This window comes from Peptacetobacter sp., from assembly GCF_029264495.1.
Classification (GTDB): domain Bacteria; phylum Bacillota; class Clostridia; order Peptostreptococcales; family Peptostreptococcaceae; genus Peptacetobacter.
Genome location: NZ_JARIBH010000087.1, coordinates 1 through 20,228, shown reverse-complemented (window position 1 = coordinate 20,228; position 20,228 = coordinate 1). Strand labels below are relative to the sequence as shown.

Here is a 20,228-nt window from a genome sequence, read left to right as displayed (position 1 = left end):
AGAGCTGTCATGTGTGCATCTTCAGGATAACATACTAAAAAATCACCTTTTCTAAGTATAACTTCTGAATTTACAGCCTCTCCATCAAGAGGAAGAAAATCTCCTTCTTCTTGATACTCATTTTGTTTAAGATTGTCTATAAAATTAAGTGCTATTTTTTCTTCTCCATCAAGCATTAAATGAACATCTAGATATTTTTTATGAGCTTCCCAAAATCTTTCTTCTTTTACTGTTGTATCATATTCAACTATATTTACAAAAAGATTTTCTCCATCAATTTCATGTGTTCCTTTTTCAAATCCTATAAGATCATTTTCTTTTGCGTATTTAAAACATCTTTTTATATCTTCTGTTAATGCTTCATTTGTTTTACTATAATTTATATTTCCAAAAATCATAAATTTTTCCTCCATATAGTTTTTTAGAGTAACTGTTAAAAACAGTTACTCTAAATTAAATAGATAATAAAATTTAAATTATAAATATTTCTCTTATTTATTATGAGTTTATATTATATTTTATACTGTTAATTTTTTTTGAAAAATACAGTAGTTTCTGCTTTAGCTTCTTTTCCGTCTTTATTTGTAAATTTACTAACTATAACACCAACAACAACACATATAGCTATTGTTATTAAAGAATATGCCCAATAAGTAACTTCTGGAACAAAATATTTTAAATACACAACAACTAATGCTGATACTATAAATCCTGCATATGCACCTTTGCTATCTGCTTTTTTACAGAATGCTCCTAATATAAATACTCCTGCAAGAACTCCTAATACTAGTCCCATAAAGCTATTGAACCATTCATATGCTGATTTTATATTTCCACTTGCAAGTACTATAGCTACTAGAATTGAGAATATACCAACTCCTAGTGAAACATACTGAGCTATTTTTGTTTGTCTTTCCATAGATATTTCTTTTTTAGATATTAATGACTGTATATCTAAAACCCAACTTGTTGCAACTGAATTTAATCCTGTTGATAAAGTTGACTGTGAGGCCGCATATATAGCAGCTAGTAATATTCCTGTTACCCCAACTGGAAGTTCATAAGCTATGTATGATGCAAATACTTGATCCTGTTGAACTGTCTGTGCTAACTGAGGATTCTGTCCATAGAATATGAATAAACAAGTTCCTATTAGATAGAATACTGTTGCTGCACCTATTGAAAGTACACCATTTCCATAAGTCATTTTGTTTAATTGTTTTATATCTGTAGTAGTTGTAAATCTTTGAACAACATCTTGACTTGATACATATGAAGATAATGTGTTAAGTCCTGCACCAAAGAATATTATAAATGCACTTGCATGTAGGAAGTTTGGATCAAATAATCTTTCTTCTGGTAATAAGAATTTATGACCTGTTGTAAGAGTATTCATTACTTCTCCAAATCCGCCATTTATCTGACTTATCATATATAATAAAGCTCCTGTAACACCTATGATCAATACCATACCTTGTATAAAGTCTGTCCATAGTACTGCTTTTAATCCTCCTGTATAAGAGTAAATTATTGCTATTACTCCCATAACTACTATAAGAATATTTACATTTATTCCTGTTAAACTAGATAATACTACAGATGGAAGATACATTATTATTGACATACGTCCTATCTGATATATTATAAACATTAAAGCTCCAAGTATTCTTAGACCTTTGCTTTCATATCTCATTTCAAGATACTGATATGCTGTATCTATTTCCAATCTACTATATAGAGGAAGGAAATATTTTATTGTTAAAGGTATTGCTATAAACATACCTAATTGTGCAAACCATAAAATCCAACTTCCTGCATATGAGTTTCCTGCTAAAGAAAGGAATGATATTGGACTTAGTAAAGTAGCAAATATTGAAACTGATGTTACCCACCAAGGTATTGTTCCATCTCCCTTAAAGAACTCTTTCCCTTTCATTTCTTTTTTAGAGAAGAAAAGTCCAGCAAATAAAACTGCAAGTAGATAAACTACTAATACAGCTAAATCTATCATAGTAAATCCTACCATTTTTTAATCCCCCATTTAATTTTTTCTATTACTTATTAAAAGAATTTTTTATGTATTTCTTTTGCTCTTGCTGCCATTTCTGGAGTTGTTTTTTTCATAGGTTCTCTACAAAGACCTGCATGAACTCCTTCTTCTTCTAACATAGCTTTTATTGTATGATATAGTCCGTTATCTAATATATCTGTTATTAAATCATTTGTTACATGTTGTATTTCTCTTGCTTCTTCAATTTTACCAGCTTTAGTAAGTTCAAATATTTGTCTAGCTCTTATACCATTTACGTTAAATGTAGAACCTATAGCACCATCTACTCCTAAAACAGTCGCTGGTAACATCATTTCGTCAAATCCTGCAAATATTAATTTATTAGGGAATGCTTTTCTCATTCTTTCTAGTAAGTAGAAATCTGCTGCTGTAAATTTAACACCTATTATTTTTTCATTTTCAAATAATTCAGCAAACTGATCTAAACTCATATTTACACCTGTTAAGAATGGTATAGAATATATTATTAATCTATTATCAACTGAATTTATTATTGTATTATAGTAGTGTTTTATTTCTTCAAAATCAAATTTATAATAGAATGGTGTAACTGCACTTATTGCATCATATCCTAAATCAGTTGTAAATTTTGCTAATTCTACTGCTTCTTTTAAATTAACTGAACCTACCTGAGCTATTAATTTTATTTCATCTTTAGCTTCATCTTTAGCTATTTCAAATATTCTTTTCTTTTCATCTGTTGAAAGCATAAAGTTTTCACCTGTACTACCACCAACATATAATCCATCAACTTTCATTTTATCTATGTTATGTCTTATTATTTCTCTTGTTCCTTGTTCGTTTACGTTTCCATTTTCATCAAAAGAAACTAGTAGTGCTGAATAAATACCTTTCATATCTGTTGTTTTCATTTTTTTGTCCTCCAACCTAAATTTATTTTATTTATTTTAACGTTTTCCTAACGCATATAACTATTTTTTTAATAAAAGAGTAATTAACTTACTCTTTTATTTTATTGCATCTGCAAATTTTGCTGTTATTAATTGTGGTCTTGTTATAGCTGAACCTACAACTGCTGAAAATACATTATGTTTATATACTTCTTTTAAATCATCTGGTGTATTTATTTTTCCTTCTGCTATAAGAGGAATTTTTAAATCTGATACAAGTCTATCTATTAATTCAAAATCAGGACCTACTTTATTTATTGAATAAGATGTATATCCTGCTAATGTAGTAGACACACAATCAACACCTAATTTTTCAGCTTCCATAGCTTCTTCATAAGTAGAAATATCTGCCATTACTAAAACATTATTTTCTTTTATATATTTTATTAATTCAGATAAATTTTCATTATTTGGTCTTTTTCTATTTGTACAATCTAAAGCTATCATTTCACACTTAGTTGTTAAAAGCTCATCAATTTCCTTTTTTGTAGGAGTTATATAGATTTCTGAATCATCATAATTTCTTTTTATTATTCCTATAACTGGTAATCCAGTAACTCTTTTTATCTCGATTATATCTTCAACACCTTGTGCTCTTATCCCAGCTGCTCCACCTTCTTTTGCTGCATTAGCCATTCTGCCCATTATAAAAGAACTATGTAATGGTTCTTCTGGTAAAGCTTGACATGATACTATTAATTTTCCTTTTACTAAATCTAGCACCAAATCTACCTCCTTTTTGAAAATTTATTTTATTTTTAATTTTGATATCGTTTTTTTCACAGTTATTATTGTAACACCGCTTTCATTTTTTTGCAATATATTTTCATTATTTTATTTTATTTTTGAAATTTTTATTCATTTTTATCCTAACACTATTCTTTTTTGATGTATTTTTTATAAATAAGTAAAAAAAAATCACTACCAATGCAAGTAGTGATTTTTTATAAAATTAATTTTCATTTTTATTATATTTAAACTTATTTTCTGTAAAGAAATTAAATTTCATTTTTATAAATATTCTTCTAATTCTTCTGTAGCCTTATATCCTATATTCAAAAATATCATACTCAATATCATAGCAGATATAAATACTAAAACAGGATTAGATTTAGCTATAATTTCAAAAGAAGAAAAGCTCTTTATTGATGATGTCGATATTGAAATAGCACTAAATCTAGAAATTACACTTATAAAAAATGAATAGAAAACACTAAAGTGCAGTATCATTTTTTTATTATCGTATCTATAATTTTTATATATTTTACTTCCAATTAAAATCATAGTAAGTGCAAATATAGAAAATACAATAAATATAATTAATTTTGTATCCATAAATATTGATTTATTAAATACGCTAAATATTGATAATGAATCTGATTTATCTCCTATTTCAACTGATCCTCCACTCAAAATAATCATCAAGTAAGATGCAATTTGAACTACATAAGCAACTATTCCAAATCCTTTTGAATAGGTTGTTAATCCAAAATCAGAAAAAGTATAATTTTTAGTAAATGAAACTATTGTAGTTATAATTAAAGTTATCACGAATAAATTTATAAATACTTTTAAAGCACTAAAAACTATATCAACAAAATAGTATCTTCCATAAAATTCTTTTTTCCAATTTAATATTGTTGATGTAATAAAAGCTATCATAAATCCATTTACAAAAGAATAAATCAATTTATATCCTATAGTTGTACTATTATTATATCCAAAGCCAAACATAGCATCTATTCCCATATTTATTTTTACTCTACTAAAAATAGCAATTACAGATAAAAACATTCCATATAAAAATGCTATTTTAAAAGATTCATACATACATTCTTTTATAGAATCAAATTCTCTTTTGTAAATAAAAAGATTTGTTATAGATAATACAATCACTGGTATTATCAATAATATTATTATCCCAATTTTTACAGTTGATATAGAAAATACCATCATATTTTTAACTTTCAATGCTGATAAATGAAACGATAATAAAATACTAAATATATTTATTCTTGTAACTCCATCAAAATTAAGTTTTATTAAAATTGTAGATATTATTGAAATCAAAAGCATAACTACTATTGATATAAAAGATACTTTTATAGCTTTTTTGTCATATTTATTTAAATCTATATCAAAAAAGTTTCTAAATTCAATATTTTTAAATTCAAAGTTCATTTTTTTATCCTCATTTCTATTTTATTTTTCATATCTATAGTATAAATAAAATCTTAAATTAAACTTAATGGTTTGAATTAATTTTATATTCTATATTAAAAGATAAGTTTTTAATATTTAAATAGAAATGTTTAATTTTAATATGTATAAAGAGAAATTTATATTAAATTTGTTCCAATGAATCTTTAAATACTTTAAATATTTTTTCATATTCATTTGAAAAAGCACTATCTCTATTCCATAAAAATGTAAAATCATGATTTACATTGAAATCTTCTAATTCTATTTTTTCTAATTCTCCATTTTTAATTTCTTTTTCAACAGCAGATTTATACAAAAATGATATCCCACAATCTTGACATAGAAGATCTACTATTGTATGTATATTTCCAATTTCTATAACCCTAGAAAAGTCTGCTACATTCATATTTTTTACTGCTAGATTTTTTATTAATATATCTCTTGTTCCAGACCCTATTTCTCTTATTAGTAATCTTTCATCTGTTAAATCTTTTATTTCTTTTATTTCTTTTTTGAATTTATGATTTTTAGATGCAACTGCTATATACTCTTCTGTTTTAAATACTCTTGTATCGTAATTATCTGACTTAAAATACCCTTCTACAATTGCAAAATCTATACTTCCTTCATGCAAATATGAAAGTAATGTCCGAGTATTTCCATATTTTATTTTTATATTCATATTAGGATTAGACTTTATAAAATCTATAAGTGATGGTATAACTGTATATCCACCTATAGTCATTGTAACACCAAAAGTAATTATCTTTTTACCAACCATACTTTCTTTCATTCTGTTTTTTAATGTATTTTCATCATTTCTCATTGTTTCTAGGGTAGATTTAAGAATTTCACCTGCAGGTGTTAAAAGCAGTTTTTTTCTATCTCTTATAAAAAGAGGTTGCTCATATTTTTCTTCAAGATATTTTATGTGCTGAGATACTGCTGGTTGTGTCATACAAAGTGCTTCAGCAGCATGAGTAAAATTCATATATTCACATACTTTTAAAAATGTTTCTATTCTAAAATCAAGCATAACAAATTCCTCCATTTATTTAATTTAATACTTTAATTACTTATCCTTATACTTACTTATATTATAAGATTTATTTTCAAATAACAAGATTTTATAACCATAATAAATATTTATTTATATATCAATTTTTATAATTTTACAAAATGATTATATTGCTTTATAGTTAAAGCATAAGCTAATTCGAAGCGAGATAAACAAAATAAAATTAAACTAAATAAATTTAATTATTTATTTTGTAATTTATAAATATTAACGGAGGTAAAATTATGTACGATATAATAGTAATTGGAGCTGGACCAGCTGGGATAAGTGCTGGAATATATGCAAAAAGTAGAGGACAAAAAGTTCTTATAATAGAAAAAGCCAATGTAGGTGGTTTAATAGGAAAAGTATCTACTGTTACTCACTACTCTGGAATAATAGAAAATGAAACTGGTGAATCTTTTGCAAAAAGATTAAAAGAACAAGCTGAAAATTCAGGTATAGAAATAGTTTATGAAGATGTGAAAAAAGTAGATCTTAAATCAAATATAAAAGTTATTTCTACTGAAAATAACACTTATAAAGCTAAAAAAGTGATTATCGCTAATGGTACTAGAGCAAGAAAATTAGGTATTGATGGCGAAACTCAGCTAGATGGTAAAGGTATCGGTCTAAATGCTGCAAGAGATGGTAAAGATTTTGAAGGTAAAAATATATATGTAGTTGGTGGAGCTGATGGTGCGGTAAAAGAAGCTCTTTATCTTGCTCAATTTGCAAAAGATGTTACAATAATACATTTTGAAGAATCTTTAGGATGTATAAGTGAATTTAAAGAAAAAATAAAGAAAACAAAAAATATAAACTTAAAATTAAATTCTAGACTTCATGCTGTTTATGGAATAGATAAAGTTGAATCTCTAGATATATCAGATGAAAAAACTGGTAGTATTGAAACAATTTCTGATCCTGGCTGTGGAATATTTGTTTATGCAGGAACTATTCCAAACACAGAAATGTATACAGATTTAACATTAAAAGATGGTTTTATACCTGTTGATGAAAATATGAAAACTGAATTAGATGGAGTTTATGCAGTTGGTGATATAAGAGTAAAACCAATAAGACAAGTTTCAACTGCTGTATCTGATGGTACTATAGCTGCTATAAATGCGAGTTTATAAATTTTAAATTTATAAACTCCCATTTAATTATAAATTTTTAAAACAATATTTTAGGAGGATTAATTTATGAATTTTATTAAAGAAAAATGGAAGGGACTTTTAATTTGTTTAGCTATATCGGTCCCGTCAGCGATATTAGGTAAAAAATTTCCTATAATAGGAGGACCAGTATTTGCAATACTTACAGGTATGTTACTTACACTTCTTATAAAAAATAAAGAACCTTTTGAGCCTGGTATTAAATATACATCAAAAAAAATATTACAATATGCTGTTGTCCTTTTAGGATTTGGTATGAACTTAGAGGTAGTAATGGAGACTGGTAAACAATCTTTACCTATAATAATATGTACAATATCTACTTCTCTAATAATATCTTATTTACTTCATAAAAAATGGAATATGGATGAAAAAATATCTACACTTATCGGTGTTGGTTCTTCAATCTGTGGTGGTTCTGCAATAGCTGCAACTGCTCCAGTTATAGAAGCTAATGAAGAAGAAGTCGCACAAGCAATATCTGTTATATTCTTATTTAACGTTATAGCTGCATTAATATTCCCTAGTTTAGGAGCTGCTCTTGGATTTAATACAACATCTGGTCATGCTTTTGGAGTATTTGCAGGAACTGCTGTAAACGATACATCTTCTGTAACTGCTGCTGCATCTACTTGGGATAGTATTTATAATCTAGGAACACAGACACTTGATAAAGCTGTTACTGTAAAATTAACTAGAACCCTTGCAATCATACCTATAACATTATTCTTAGCTTTTAATAGAGCTAGAAAAGCAGAAATTGAAAATGGCAATAATGTATCATTAAAACAAGTATTTCCTTTCTTTATACTATTCTTTATAGGTGCTAGTATAATAACAACAGTTGCAACTTCTGCAGGAGTATCACCAGAATTTTTCCTACCATTTAAAGAATTATCTAAATTCTTTATAATAATGGCTATGGCAGCTATAGGATTTAATACAAATATAGTTAAATTAGTTAAGAGCGGTGGTAAACCAATATTAATGGGATTATCATGTTGGATAGGTATAACAGGTGTTACATTAGTATTACAACATCTTATGCATATCTGGTAAAAATTAATTTGCCTCTAACCTAAATTTATTTTATTATACATATTTTAAAAAAGTCATTGTAATTATTTATTACAGTGACTTTTTATTTATTTTAATTATTAATTCTTGTTTACTTTATACATTTTTATTTATTTCATTTAAATATTTTATTAAAATCTAAAAATAAAAAGCTATCACTTTTATTACTTATACTAGTGATAGCTTTTATATATCTTATTAACTTAAAATTAATAAATATTTTAATTTTATATATTAGAATTCAGCATTTTTTGGAGTTCTTGGGAATGGTATTACGTCTCTTATATTTGACATACCTGTCATATACATTATTATTCTTTCAAATCCTAAACCGAAACCAGAGTGAGTAGCTGTTCCGTATTTTCTAAGTTCTAAATACCACCAATAATCTTCTTCATTTAAGTTAAGTTCTTTCATTCTTTCAAGAAGTACATCTTCTCTTTCTTCTCTTTGAGAACCACCAACTATTTCTCCAACACCAGGAACTAATAAGTCCATAGCTCTTACTGTTTTTCCATCTTCATTCATTCTCATATAGAAAGCTTTTATATCTTTTGGATAATCAGTTACAAATACTGGTGCTTTGTATATTTCTTCTGTTATATATCTTTCATGTTCTGTTTGAAGATCGCAACCCCATTCAACTGGATTTTCAAACTCATGTCCTGATTCAAGTAAAAGTTCAACTGCTTTTGTATATGTTATTCTTATGAAATCAGAATTTACAACATTATTTAATCTTTCAAGAAGACCTTTATCTATAAAGCTGTTGAAGAACTGCATTTCTTCTGGAGCATTTTCCATTACATAGTTTATTATGTATTTTATCATATCTTCAGCTAATTCCATATTATCTTCTAAATCAGCAAATACTATTTCAGGTTCTATCATCCAGAATTCAGATGCATGTCTACCTGTATAAGAATTTTCTGCTCTGAAAGTTGGTCCAAATGTATAAACATTTCTAAAAGCAAGTGCCATTATTTCTGCATTTAACTGACCAGAAACTGTAAGATTAGCTTCTTTACCAAAGAAATCTTTAGAATAGTCTATTTTTCCATCTTCTGTTCTTGGAGGATTTTCCATATCTAAAGTTGTTAATCTAAACATTTCTCCTGCACCTTCACAGTCACTTCCTGTTATAATTGGAGAATGAGCGTATACAAAGTTTCTTTCTTGGAAGAATTTATGTATAGCATAAGCTGCTAAAGATCTTACTCTAAATACTGCTGAGAAAGTATTACTTCTTGGTCTTAAATGTGCTATAGTTCTTAAATATTCTAATGTATGTCTTTTTTTCTGTAGTGGATATGAACTATCAGACATTCCTTCTACTTCTACTTTTGTAGCATGTATTTCTACTGGCTGTTTAGCACCTTCTGTAGAAACTAATTCACCTTCTACAAGTATTGATGAAGATATTGGTAATTTACCTATTTCTTTAAAGTTTTCTAATTTTTCATCAAGAACTACCTGCATATTTTTGAAGAAACTTCCATCATTTAATTCGATGAATCCAAAGTTTTTTGACATTCTAGATGTTCTTATCCATCCAGCAACTTTCACAGTTTTTCCTACATGAGCTTCTTTGTTTCTATAAAGCTCTTTTATTTCTAAAAATTCTTTCTGCATAATTTCGCCACCTTTTCTTTATAAAATAAAAAAACCTTTCAATCCCATATATAGGGACGAAAGGTATAAATTTCACTTCGCGGTACCACCCTGATTGCTGAAAAAATTCAGCCACTCATAAGCCTAAGCTATTAGAATATAACGGTTCTTACCGTCTGAGCCTACTAATCAAATTGACTTTCGGTCAGCTGCTCCAAGATGTTCTTCAGTATAAACAATTAGTAATCGGACTCTCAGCACCGCCGACTCTCTGTAACTATTAGAAAATACCTACTCTTCTTTTCACTGCATTTCAAAACTTTTTATATAATCTATGTTGCCATTATATCAGTACTTTTTAATTTAGTCAAGAATTTTACTCATTATATTATCTTTACTTTTTTTATTGAACTTTTTAATTATTTTTCTTAACATTTAATCTCTTGTCTAAATCCGTTTAAAAATGTATAATTTTTTTATATGGTATATAAACTACTTAAAAATATTTTGAAAGGGGAATAAATTTTTGTTCAGTAAACATAAAAAAAAGATTCATTTTAGCGTAGTTTTTACTTTGGTTGTAACATATTTAATTATAAAATTAATTGATAATTATAAATATTTCTTCGGAGTATTACAATTTATCATAAATATGCTAACACCATTTGTCATAGCTTTTGTCTTGGCATATTTATTCAACCCAGTTATAAAACTATTTGAAAAAAAATTAAAAACTAAAAGAAGTATCTCTCTTTTTATAGCATATGGTACTCTTATTTTTATACTGTTGGCAATATTAGTTATGACAATTCCTATAATAATAAACAGTATAATAGATATTATAAATCATGCTCCTACATATTTAGGAAAGACTGAAGCATTTTTAATTAGTCTTTCTAAAAATCTTGAAAATATTGATGCTTCTACAATTAAAGATTTATGGGATAAATTCTCACATATGATACCTAACATAAGTAATATACTTGTTGGTTCTATAGGAGAAATTTTCAAAAAAACATTCTCATTTGGTAGATTTGTATTTAATTTTGCATTGGCATTTATAATATGTTTTTATATACTTCTTGAAAAAGAAAAGTTTTTCGATTTTTCTAAAAAAGTTGTATATGTTGTCTTTGGAGATAAAAAAGCAAGTTTTATTTTAGAAGTTTCTAGAACTCTTAATGACAATGTTGGAAAATATTTTACAGGAAAAATTTTAGATTCTTTAATAGTAGGTGTAATTTCTGGAATAGGATTATTCTTTTTAAAATCAAAATATGCTCTATTATTTGGAACTTTGATGGCAATTATGAATATGATTCCTTATTTTGGACCTGTTATTGGTATGACACCTGTCGTTTTAATAAACTTATTTAATGATCCTAAAATAGCAATTTTTTGTTTAATCTATTTAATACTTGTTCAACAAGTAGAAGTTGCTTTTATAGAACCTAAAATTGTAGGTGGACAGTTAGGTCTTAGTCCTTTCTTAACAATATTAGCAGTAACTATTGGTGGAGGATTCTTTGGTATTCCTGGTATGATTTTGTCAACGCCTATAATGGGTGTCTTAAAAGTATATATAACTGAATATATAGAAAACAAATCAAAAGATATTGAAATGAGCAATTTTGACAATCCTAAAGAGGATTAATTAAAATTTATAATCTTTTACCAAATAACAAACCCCGTTTATAAATTTACAAACGGGGTTTTATTTTTTACTTATTTTGAATATTCTATTGTCAACTCTTCACTAGGTTTAGTTTTCTCTTTTTCTCCATTACCTACAATATATAATTTTAAAGTATCTTTATCTATTTTAGGTATATCAAATTCCAAAACAGTTTCTAATTTTCCTTCTTTTTCTTCAGATGCACTTATTTTTTTAGCCAAAGTATACTCTTTCATGTCAGAATTTTTGATATATATATCATAATCTTTTATTCCGTCTATAGAATCCCAATTTATATCTAAAAATAACTTGTCATCTTTTAATATATAATTATAATTAATATTTTTTATAAATGTATTTTTTATACTTCTTCTTTTAACAGTTATTTTTATAGTCTTACTTTTTTCTCCACAAGATACAACTATTTTCTCACTACCTTCTCTAACAGCTTTTATTTTTCCAAAATCATCTATATACGCAACTCTATCTGACTTATTTTTTCTATTTAAATAATTATATTTTATCGGTGGTGATTTAAGTCCCTTTGGAGATGTTGTAATTTTTGAAGTTATTTTTCCAACCTGACCTTCTTCAAGTATATATTCATTAGCTACTTCTAAATTAGCTACCTTTGCCTCTATTTTAAGTGGTATTTCTACTATTTTATCTGCACATTTCCCACTTATCGTTGCAGTTCCAACTCCTACTGCTTCAACTTTATCCTTATCTATTTTTAAAACAGAGTTATCACTACTTGTATATTTCGTTTTATAAGTATTTTTAAATTTTTTATAATCAGAAATTGCTACTGAACTAGTTATAGTTGCCTTGTCACCAACATATTTTAATTTATTACTTATATCCATATCCAAACTTTCAACATTAGGATCTACTATTTTTAACATAGCTTTTTTTAAAACCCTATTGCCTTTCATAACACCAACTGAAGTATATCCTTCCTTTAAGGCTGTTATTTTATTATTATCTATTTTTATAATTCCTTTATCATCTAAAATATTAAATCTTAATTTAGGATCTTTAGCATAACCTGGTATCTTTACATAATTTCCAGCAGATATTTCTACATCATCGCCCAACTTAATTATATATTTATCCAAATCTTTAATATAATTTCCACCTATTATCTTAATTTCAACCCCTTTAACAATAGGACTTATTATTCCTCTTGAAAACATAAAATACTGTCCAATAAGAAGAATAGGTAGTATTATTAGTAGTACTATTAATTTTTTGTTTTTATCAAAATTTTTCTTCATTCTATACTCTCCTTTATATTTTATATTTTCATACTAATGCTAAATATTTTTATATCAATTATATTATAGTATTCTTTATAGATACATAAATTCCTTTTATTATTTTATGCTATAAACAAAAATAAAAGATGTAGTAATAATACCACATCTTTAAATTTATTTATACCCTTTTAAATTTATTTATATTCCCCTGTAAATCTTAATTTGTACTCTTTTTTTAAATCTTCTATAAGTTTTATTTGTTTTTTATAAGTAAGTGTACTTTTTATTTCTTCTTTAACTTTATTAAAAGGTTCTTCTTCTGTACCTATCCTTTTTACAATATGATATCCATATGGACTAACAATCGGTTCTTTTACATACTCTCCTATTTTCAAGTTAGAAATCTTAGCCATTACATCTTCATCTGTAAAATCCATTTCCAAACTTCTGTTAACTCCATTTACATTTCCATTTATATCTTCTGAATACATATTTTCAAGACGTTCAAACTTTTCCCCTTCTTCAAGTTTTCTATAAATATTTTTAACTTTATTTTTAGAAACTTCTACAGTACCATTCTTTCTATAATCATTGACTGTACTGATAAATATATCCCTATATATTCCCATTCTAAATTCATCTTTATGTGAATTATAATATTCTAAAGCTTCTTTATCATCAACTTTACTACTTTCATCTAAATATTTATATGCCTTTATACTTTTTTCCATATTGTCAAATATTTCTTTTTTATTTTCTATATATCTTTCATTAAATTCTTTTTCATCAACATTTAATTGACTAATTACAAATTTTTTTATTTTTTCATATGTATAATCAGTTTCTTCTTTTGTAATATTTAGATTTTCAGATTCAGCTTTTCTATATAGAAGTTCTTCATACAATATGTACTTCGATATTTCTTTTTTGTACATTTCTTTTCCTATATTTTTTATAATTTTATTTTTATCCAAGAAAAAAATTTCTTCTTCTCTCTTTTCTATATCCTCAAAAGTTACTTTTTCATTACCTATATAAGCTACAACATCCTCAATTGCATCTTTAGAATCATCAAATTGATCATCTATTGGTCTTGTATAATCATACATCATTATTATTAAAATTACTATTAATAAAATAGCTAATATTATTCTTTTTGAATTGATTAGTTTGCTTATTATTTTTTTCTTATCTGAAAAAATATTTTTTTTCCCCATTACAATCCTCCAAAATAATCATAACTCATCAGATATACTATAAAACACCTTTGTGTATATAATATGAAAAGTTTATGAAAATAATTTGAATTGATTGTTTATTTTATTATTTTTGATTTTTAATTTTTCTTACAACATATAATATAGATATTACACATCCTAAAAATGCATCAATCATGTCCATAATAGTATCTGTAAGTCCACCAACTTGAGTATTTGTGTGTAAAATATGGTCCATACTATATTCTCCAATTTCCCAAAATGAAGCCACTCCCATACTGAACATTAATATAAAAATAACAATAAATATTAAATTCATTTCCTTTAATTGTTCTTTAGTATTAAAATATTTTAAAATTGTACATGCAACTATAACAGTAAGTATCCCTGATACAAAATGAAGAAAATCATCATAGTGATTTATGCTATAAAGACCATATCCAGAACCTAAAATAGATGCTATACATGTATACCAAATAAATATACAGTACAATTCATCAGTAAGTAATTTAGGTTTAGATTTATTTATTTTATAAAGAATAGGAATAAGTATTAAACCAAATATACATACAGAAATTCCCATACTATCCTTTGTATATAAAAAATATATCAGTGATATGGCAAAAAATACACTTAGAATTATAGTACTTATTTTTTTAAAGCTGTATTTTCTTTCATTCATACCTATCTCTCCCTTTACATTATATTTTCATTATTATATTTTAATAACTATATCTTAATTGTTGCTTTACAAACATTTTATATTTTATTGTAATTTTTTATTTTTATTGCAATTTTATATATATTATATTCATTTTTTATATATATTATATTCATTTTTTATATATTCGTTATATATATTATATTTATTTTTTTAATTTTGCTAATGCATCTGCAAACGGATTATTAAAATTCTCATTTTCTTTTTTATTTTGATTTTTTAAGTATTTATTAATATCTTTCTTTGATGCCTTATTTTTTTCTTCTTTTTTCCTACTATTAAATGCAGATAATTTTTCTCTATATCCACAAGAACATACAAATACTCGTTTTTCTCCCTCTCCTCTTAATTCCATTTTTTTATGACATTCTGGACATCTTGCATTTGTAATTTGAGAAATCATTTTTCTATTTTTACATTCCCTATTTTCACAAACCAACATTTTACCTCTTTTACTATTGACCTCTAACATATAATGACCACATTCTGGGCATTTATTTCTTGTCAAATTATCATGCTTAAACTTACTTTCACTTTTTTTAATATCTTCTATCGCTTTTTTTGAATAATCTTTTATTTCACTCATAAAAACTTTTTTATTCAATTTACTTTCAGATATTTTTTGTAGTTTTTTCTCCCATTCTGAAGTCATTTCAGCACTTTTTAATTTCTCTGGAACTAAATCTAAAAGTTGTCTTCCTTTTTGAGTTATTAATATATCATTATTCTTCTTTTCTAATAAAAATGTTGAGAATAGTTTATCTATTATATCCGCTCTCGTTGCAACTGTACCTAAATTATTCTTTTCCATCATAGTAAGTAGTGTAGCTTCATTTAAATGTGAAGGTGGATTTGTTTTTCCTTCTATTTTAGAAATTTTATCTACGTTCAATTTTTCTCCTTCTTTGAAAATAACTGTTGATAAATAAGCATTTTCTTCATTAGAATAAAGTTCTTTCCAACCTAATTTCTTTATATTTTTAAACTTAGCATTAAATTTTTCTCCACTTATCTCACATTCCATAATAGTTTCATCATATTCTTCTGGATCATAAAGAACTGATAAAAATCTTTTTATAACTAATTCGTAAATATTTCTTTCTTTAACTGTTAATTCATTTAAAAATACTCTCTCTTCTGTAGGAATTATCGCATAGTGCTCTATAACTTTTGAATTATCTACAAACGATTTAGATATTTTTATATTTCTTTTTAATATATCATTACATACTTTTCTATAATCACCTATACAAACTGCCTTTACTCTGTCTTTTAAAGTGTCTACTATATCCGTTGATATATATCTCGAATCTGTTCTTGGATAAGTAAGCAATTTATGTCTTTCATATAAATTCTGCATAGTAGATAAAGTTTCTTTTGCAGAATACCCATAAATCTTATTCGCATCTCTTTGTAATTCAGTTAAATTATATAACTGTGGTGAGTATGTTTTTTTGCTTTTTACAGAATATTTTATTACTTGTGCATCATTATTCTTTATTTTATTTATTATTTTATCTATTGATTCTTCATTGAATAAATATGTATTTCCCTTATTATTTTTCCAATTTAATTTAATACTATTTCCAGCTTTATTTACTACAATCTCTATTCCATAGAATTTCTTAGGTTCAAATGATTTTATTTCATCTTCTCTTTTCATAACCATATTTAATGTTGGAGTTTGAACCCTACCACATGATAACTGTGCATTGTACTTCACTGTAAGTGCTCTAGTTGCATTTATTCCGATTATCCAGTCTGCCTCTGCTCTTGCAAGTGCAGAATTATAAAGATTATCATATTTTTTAGACGACTCTAATTTATTAAACCCTTCTTTTATAGCTTTATCAGTATTTGATGAAATCCATAATCTTTTCATAGGTTTATTTACACCTGATTTTTCAATAATCCATCTTGCAACAAGTTCTCCCTCTCTTCCTGCATCAGTCGCTATTACAATATCCTCAATATCATTTCTTTCCAAAAGAGATTTTACTTTCTGATACTGTTTACCACTCTTTTTTATAACTACTGTTTTTAAATATTTTGGAATTATAGGTAAATCTTCCATTTTCCATTCCTTATATTTTGAATTATATCCTTCTGGATCTGCCAATGTTACAAGATGACCTAATGCCCATGTAACAACGTATTTTTCACCTTCTATATATCCATTTTTCTCATTTTTACATTTTAATACATTTGCTATATCTCTTCCAACAGAAGGTTTTTCTGCTAGAACCAATGTCTTTTTCATAATATTACCTCTCAATTAAATTTATCTTTATAATTACATTATAATACTCTTTTCTATATTAATCGATATAAGACATTGTTTGCAATATAATTAAAACGTTTACTTTAAATTTATTATTAAAACTACCATTAATTTAATACTAACTTATACATAATTAAATTTGATATTAGCATTATTATTATAGATATTATTAAATTATTTTGAAATATCATCATACAAATAACCATTCCGATAATTTGTATAATAGCAAATAGTAATGCAATAGCAAGTATATCAACAATAGTTTCTTCTTTTTTATTGTCTTTATCATACATTTTTATCATCATCTTTTTGCTTCTAAATATTTATATAAATTATAATAAATATTTAAATCTCCTCTCATAATTTTATAATTAAATTTAAATCATACTTAACATTCAACTCACTATAATTATAGAGAATAATTTTAAAGATAATGTTCATTAATTTTAAATTTTTTTTAAAATTTTTTTAAAATTTTATTCATAATTATAAATATTACATAGAGTATTATTTTGAAATTTTTTATTTGATTTTTTCATTTTAGTTATATTTTGTTTTAAATGTTTTAATTGTATTTTGTTTTAAATACTAAAAATACTTTTAAAATAAAAGTTGTGTTATACAAAGAAAAAAGATGTCATTAAGACATCTTTTTTCCTATTTTAGTTGATTTATATTAATTATAAAAATGAGAAAACATATTTATTTATATAACCATTTTATCATTATATAACTATTTTATTATTGTATTCTTTCCATGTATCCACTTGGATGGAAATAAAATACTTGTCTATTTTTGCTATTTACAAAGTATCCCATATCTCCTTCTTCATCTGGTAAAAATACAAATCCTTTTAACTTTTTAGAACTTAAAGCATCAAAATCTTTTTCTGTTCCCATAAATATATATTCAACGCTATTATCCATTTTTTTCAATATATTTAAAGCTTCTTTTTTGCTTATTAACTTTTTATTTTCTACAGTTGTTGTAACTACTTTATTAGGTTTTGATGCAGCTGATACACTTGACATTGTTGGTGCAAATACTCCTCCAACTAGTACTGCACAAAGTGTAGCTATCATTAAAGTTTTTGTAGTTTTTTTCATATTAATCACTCCTTTTTATGTGACATAAATCTATAATTGCACTTATTAGCTTTTATATTTTTTGTTTCACTGTATCCTTATTTATTTTATATTTATATTTTACCACTAAAATAGCAAAAAAAAGATTACATCTCTGTCATTTTGAGTTACATAATTGTAACATTTTGACATTGATGTAATCTTTTTTTCATTTATTTGATTTGTCTGACAAATTCTATAATCCTTTTAATTCATAATCTGAAAGGAATGATTTTAAAGTAGAATATATTTTTTCTGTTCCCCCTATTTCATTAGACTCTATATTAAGAGCTAGAAGTGGTTCATGAAGTGATATTCTTATTAAGAACCAACCATCTTCTCCTTCATTTACACAGTTTGCTCTTATTCCTTCATAGTTTTTAGGAACTAATGACCAACCTTCAGTTTCTTCAACAAATACACTTAATCTAGATAATATCTGTTCTGCATATGGTCTAAAATCTTCTTTATCTATTCCTATTCTAACTTCTTTTTCTTCTTTAGCTTCTTTTAAATCAGCTATTAAAGATTCTATTGTTTTTCCTTCTTTAGCCATTTTAGCTGCTTTTATAAGGATTTTAGCTATTAAATAAGCTCCATCATCAAGGAAGTAATTTTCTTTTATTGCTGCATGTCCTGATGTTTCTATTGCTAAATGACACTCTTCTCCCTCGTTGTTTAATCTTATAGCTTCATTTATTACATTTTTGTATCCTCTTTTAAATCTGTGATGTTTTCCACCATGATTTTCTATAAACTCAGCAAGTCCTACTGATGTTATTGAATCTGTTACTATTGTAGTATTTGGATTTTCTTCTAATAATATTTCTGATATTACTGCTATAAGAGCATTTTTATTTATGAAAGAACCATCTTTTCCAACTAATGCTGCTCTATCAACGTCTGTGTCAAATATTATACCTAAATCAGCTTTATTATCTATTACAGCTTTACTTATACTGTCCATAGCTTCTTTATTTTCTGGATTTGGTATATGGTTAGGGAACATACCGTCTGGATTTAAGAACTGACTTCCTTGTGTATTAGCACCTAATTTTTCAAGTACTTTTTCAGCAAAGAATCCACCTGCTCCATTACCTGCATCAACTATTATTTTCATACCGTCGAATGGTTTTTCGTAACAGTCTTCAGAATTTACACCTTTTCTTATTTTATCTACTAATACTTCTGAATAATCATTTATAAGGTCTTTTTCACAAACTTGACCTTTTTCAGTTGCTTCAACTTTTTTTCCTTCAACAACTATGTCTAACATAGCTTTTATATCAGCTTTTTCAAGTCCACCGTTTTCTGTAAAGAATTTTAATCCATTATAGAAGAATGGTAGATGACTTGCTGTTATCATTATTGAACCGTCACATTTATATTCTTCCATTACAGTTGTCATAAACATTGATGGTGTTGTAGATAATTTACAATTAACAACATTACATCCTTGATCTGTTAAAGCGTCTATTATTGTATTTCTAAACTCTTCTCCAGTTATTCTTGAATCATTACCTACTGCTACAACTATTTTTTCTTTTCCTGTTTTTTCTTTTAGCCAAACGTGGAATGCTCTAGCTATTTTTTCAACTTCTACTTTTGTAAGAGTTACTTCTTTTTCATCATTTGGATAAGCAACTCCTCTTATATCTGTTCCGTTTTGTAATTTATATATTTTTTCCATAATAAATTCTCCTACTAATATTTTAGTTATCATTATTAATTATAGAAATTTTTTAGTATATATGCAAGATTTAAAGAGAAAATTGATTTTAAAATTTAAAAGGACTGTATAATACAGTCCTTTTTTGTTAAACAAACATCTGTTGTAGTA

General features: G+C 25.7%; 17 protein-coding genes and 1 other annotated feature. Of the genes, 3 read left to right on the top strand and 14 right to left on the bottom strand.

All coding sequences use genetic code 11. From position 1 onward, the window contains the following. The 6 genes from Q1J78_RS08620 to Q1J78_RS08595 all read right to left on the bottom strand — a co-directional run. The coding region (locus Q1J78_RS08620) for a NanQ anomerase/TabA/YiaL family protein (RefSeq protein WP_300277083.1) at window positions 1-398 on the bottom strand (398 nt) is incomplete at its 3' end. Window positions 399-526: 128 nt separating this feature from the next. After that, complete coding sequence (locus tag Q1J78_RS08615) at window positions 527-2,026, bottom strand: sodium:solute symporter family protein (protein WP_300277080.1); 1,500 nt, start codon at window positions 2,024-2,026, stop codon at window positions 527-529. Window positions 2,027-2,061: 35 nt separating this feature from the next. Continuing rightward, a complete protein-coding gene (locus tag Q1J78_RS08610; protein ID WP_330683176.1) occupies window positions 2,062-2,943 on the bottom strand; it encodes an N-acetylneuraminate lyase in 882 nt (293 codons plus the stop codon). A 96-nt stretch (window positions 2,944-3,039) separates the two neighbouring features. Beyond that, window positions 3,040-3,705, bottom strand: a complete 666-nt coding sequence (locus Q1J78_RS08605; protein WP_300277077.1) for an N-acetylmannosamine-6-phosphate 2-epimerase — start codon at window positions 3,703-3,705, stop codon at window positions 3,040-3,042. A 288-nt stretch (window positions 3,706-3,993) separates the two neighbouring features. Continuing rightward, a complete protein-coding gene (locus tag Q1J78_RS08600) occupies window positions 3,994-5,163 on the bottom strand; it encodes a hypothetical protein (protein WP_300277074.1) in 1,170 nt (389 codons plus the stop codon). 163 nt (window positions 5,164-5,326) lie between these two features. After that, window positions 5,327-6,220 (bottom strand): LysR family transcriptional regulator, encoded by an 894-nt coding sequence (locus Q1J78_RS08595; protein ID WP_300277071.1) that lies wholly within the window; start codon window positions 6,218-6,220, stop codon window positions 5,327-5,329. Window positions 6,221-6,486: 266 nt separating this feature from the next. Between Q1J78_RS08595 and Q1J78_RS08590 the strand changes: the two genes are divergently transcribed. Together Q1J78_RS08590 and Q1J78_RS08585 are read left to right on the top strand one after the other, a co-directional pair. Next, on the top strand, window positions 6,487-7,383 hold the full coding sequence (locus Q1J78_RS08590; protein WP_300277068.1) for an NAD(P)/FAD-dependent oxidoreductase: 897 nt from the start codon (window positions 6,487-6,489) through the stop codon (window positions 7,381-7,383). 66 nt (window positions 7,384-7,449) lie between these two features. Then, window positions 7,450-8,481 carry a YeiH family protein gene (locus Q1J78_RS08585; RefSeq protein WP_300277065.1) on the top strand — a complete coding sequence of 344 codons (1,032 nt, stop codon included), beginning with the start codon at window positions 7,450-7,452 and terminating at the stop codon, window positions 8,479-8,481. Window positions 8,482-8,733: 252 nt separating this feature from the next. On the opposite strand, the gene asnS is transcribed toward Q1J78_RS08585, so the two are convergent. Continuing rightward, a complete protein-coding gene (gene asnS, locus Q1J78_RS08580) occupies window positions 8,734-10,131 on the bottom strand; it encodes an asparagine--tRNA ligase (RefSeq protein ID WP_300277062.1) in 1,398 nt (465 codons plus the stop codon). Between the two features lie 49 nt (window positions 10,132-10,180). Continuing rightward, window positions 10,181-10,426: a binding site (T-box leader), on the bottom strand. A 210-nt stretch (window positions 10,427-10,636) separates the two neighbouring features. On the opposite strand from asnS, the gene Q1J78_RS08575 reads away from it, so the two are divergent. After that, complete coding sequence (locus tag Q1J78_RS08575) at window positions 10,637-11,764, top strand: AI-2E family transporter (protein ID WP_300277059.1); 1,128 nt, start codon at window positions 10,637-10,639, stop codon at window positions 11,762-11,764. 71 nt (window positions 11,765-11,835) lie between these two features. On the opposite strand, the gene Q1J78_RS08570 is transcribed toward Q1J78_RS08575, so the two are convergent. From Q1J78_RS08570 to Q1J78_RS08540, 7 genes are all read right to left on the bottom strand, one after another. After that, complete coding sequence (locus tag Q1J78_RS08570) at window positions 11,836-13,062, bottom strand: hypothetical protein (RefSeq protein ID WP_300277056.1); 1,227 nt, start codon at window positions 13,060-13,062, stop codon at window positions 11,836-11,838. Window positions 13,063-13,238: 176 nt separating this feature from the next. Beyond that, the gene (locus Q1J78_RS08565; protein ID WP_300277053.1) at window positions 13,239-14,261 is read right to left on the bottom strand and encodes a peptidyl-prolyl cis-trans isomerase; all 1,023 of its coding nucleotides are present in this window, start codon (window positions 14,259-14,261) and stop codon (window positions 13,239-13,241) included. Window positions 14,262-14,367: 106 nt separating this feature from the next. Then, window positions 14,368-14,943: a DUF2238 domain-containing protein gene (locus Q1J78_RS08560; RefSeq protein ID WP_300277050.1), complete on the bottom strand. Its 576-nt coding sequence runs from the start codon at window positions 14,941-14,943 to the stop codon at window positions 14,368-14,370. Window positions 14,944-15,127: 184 nt separating this feature from the next. Beyond that, a complete protein-coding gene (locus tag Q1J78_RS08555) occupies window positions 15,128-17,242 on the bottom strand; it encodes a DNA topoisomerase III (RefSeq protein ID WP_300277047.1) in 2,115 nt (704 codons plus the stop codon). Between the two features lie 128 nt (window positions 17,243-17,370). Further along, entirely contained in the window at window positions 17,371-17,568 is a 198-nt protein-coding gene (locus tag Q1J78_RS08550; RefSeq protein ID WP_300277042.1) for a hypothetical protein, read from the bottom strand. Between the two features lie 436 nt (window positions 17,569-18,004). Continuing rightward, window positions 18,005-18,370: a hypothetical protein gene (locus tag Q1J78_RS08545; protein ID WP_300277039.1), complete on the bottom strand. Its 366-nt coding sequence runs from the start codon at window positions 18,368-18,370 to the stop codon at window positions 18,005-18,007. Window positions 18,371-18,584: 214 nt separating this feature from the next. Then, window positions 18,585-20,078, bottom strand: coding sequence for a phosphohexomutase domain-containing protein (locus tag Q1J78_RS08540; protein WP_300277036.1), 1,494 nt, complete (start codon window positions 20,076-20,078; stop codon window positions 18,585-18,587). Window positions 20,079-20,228 lie beyond the last annotated feature (150 nt).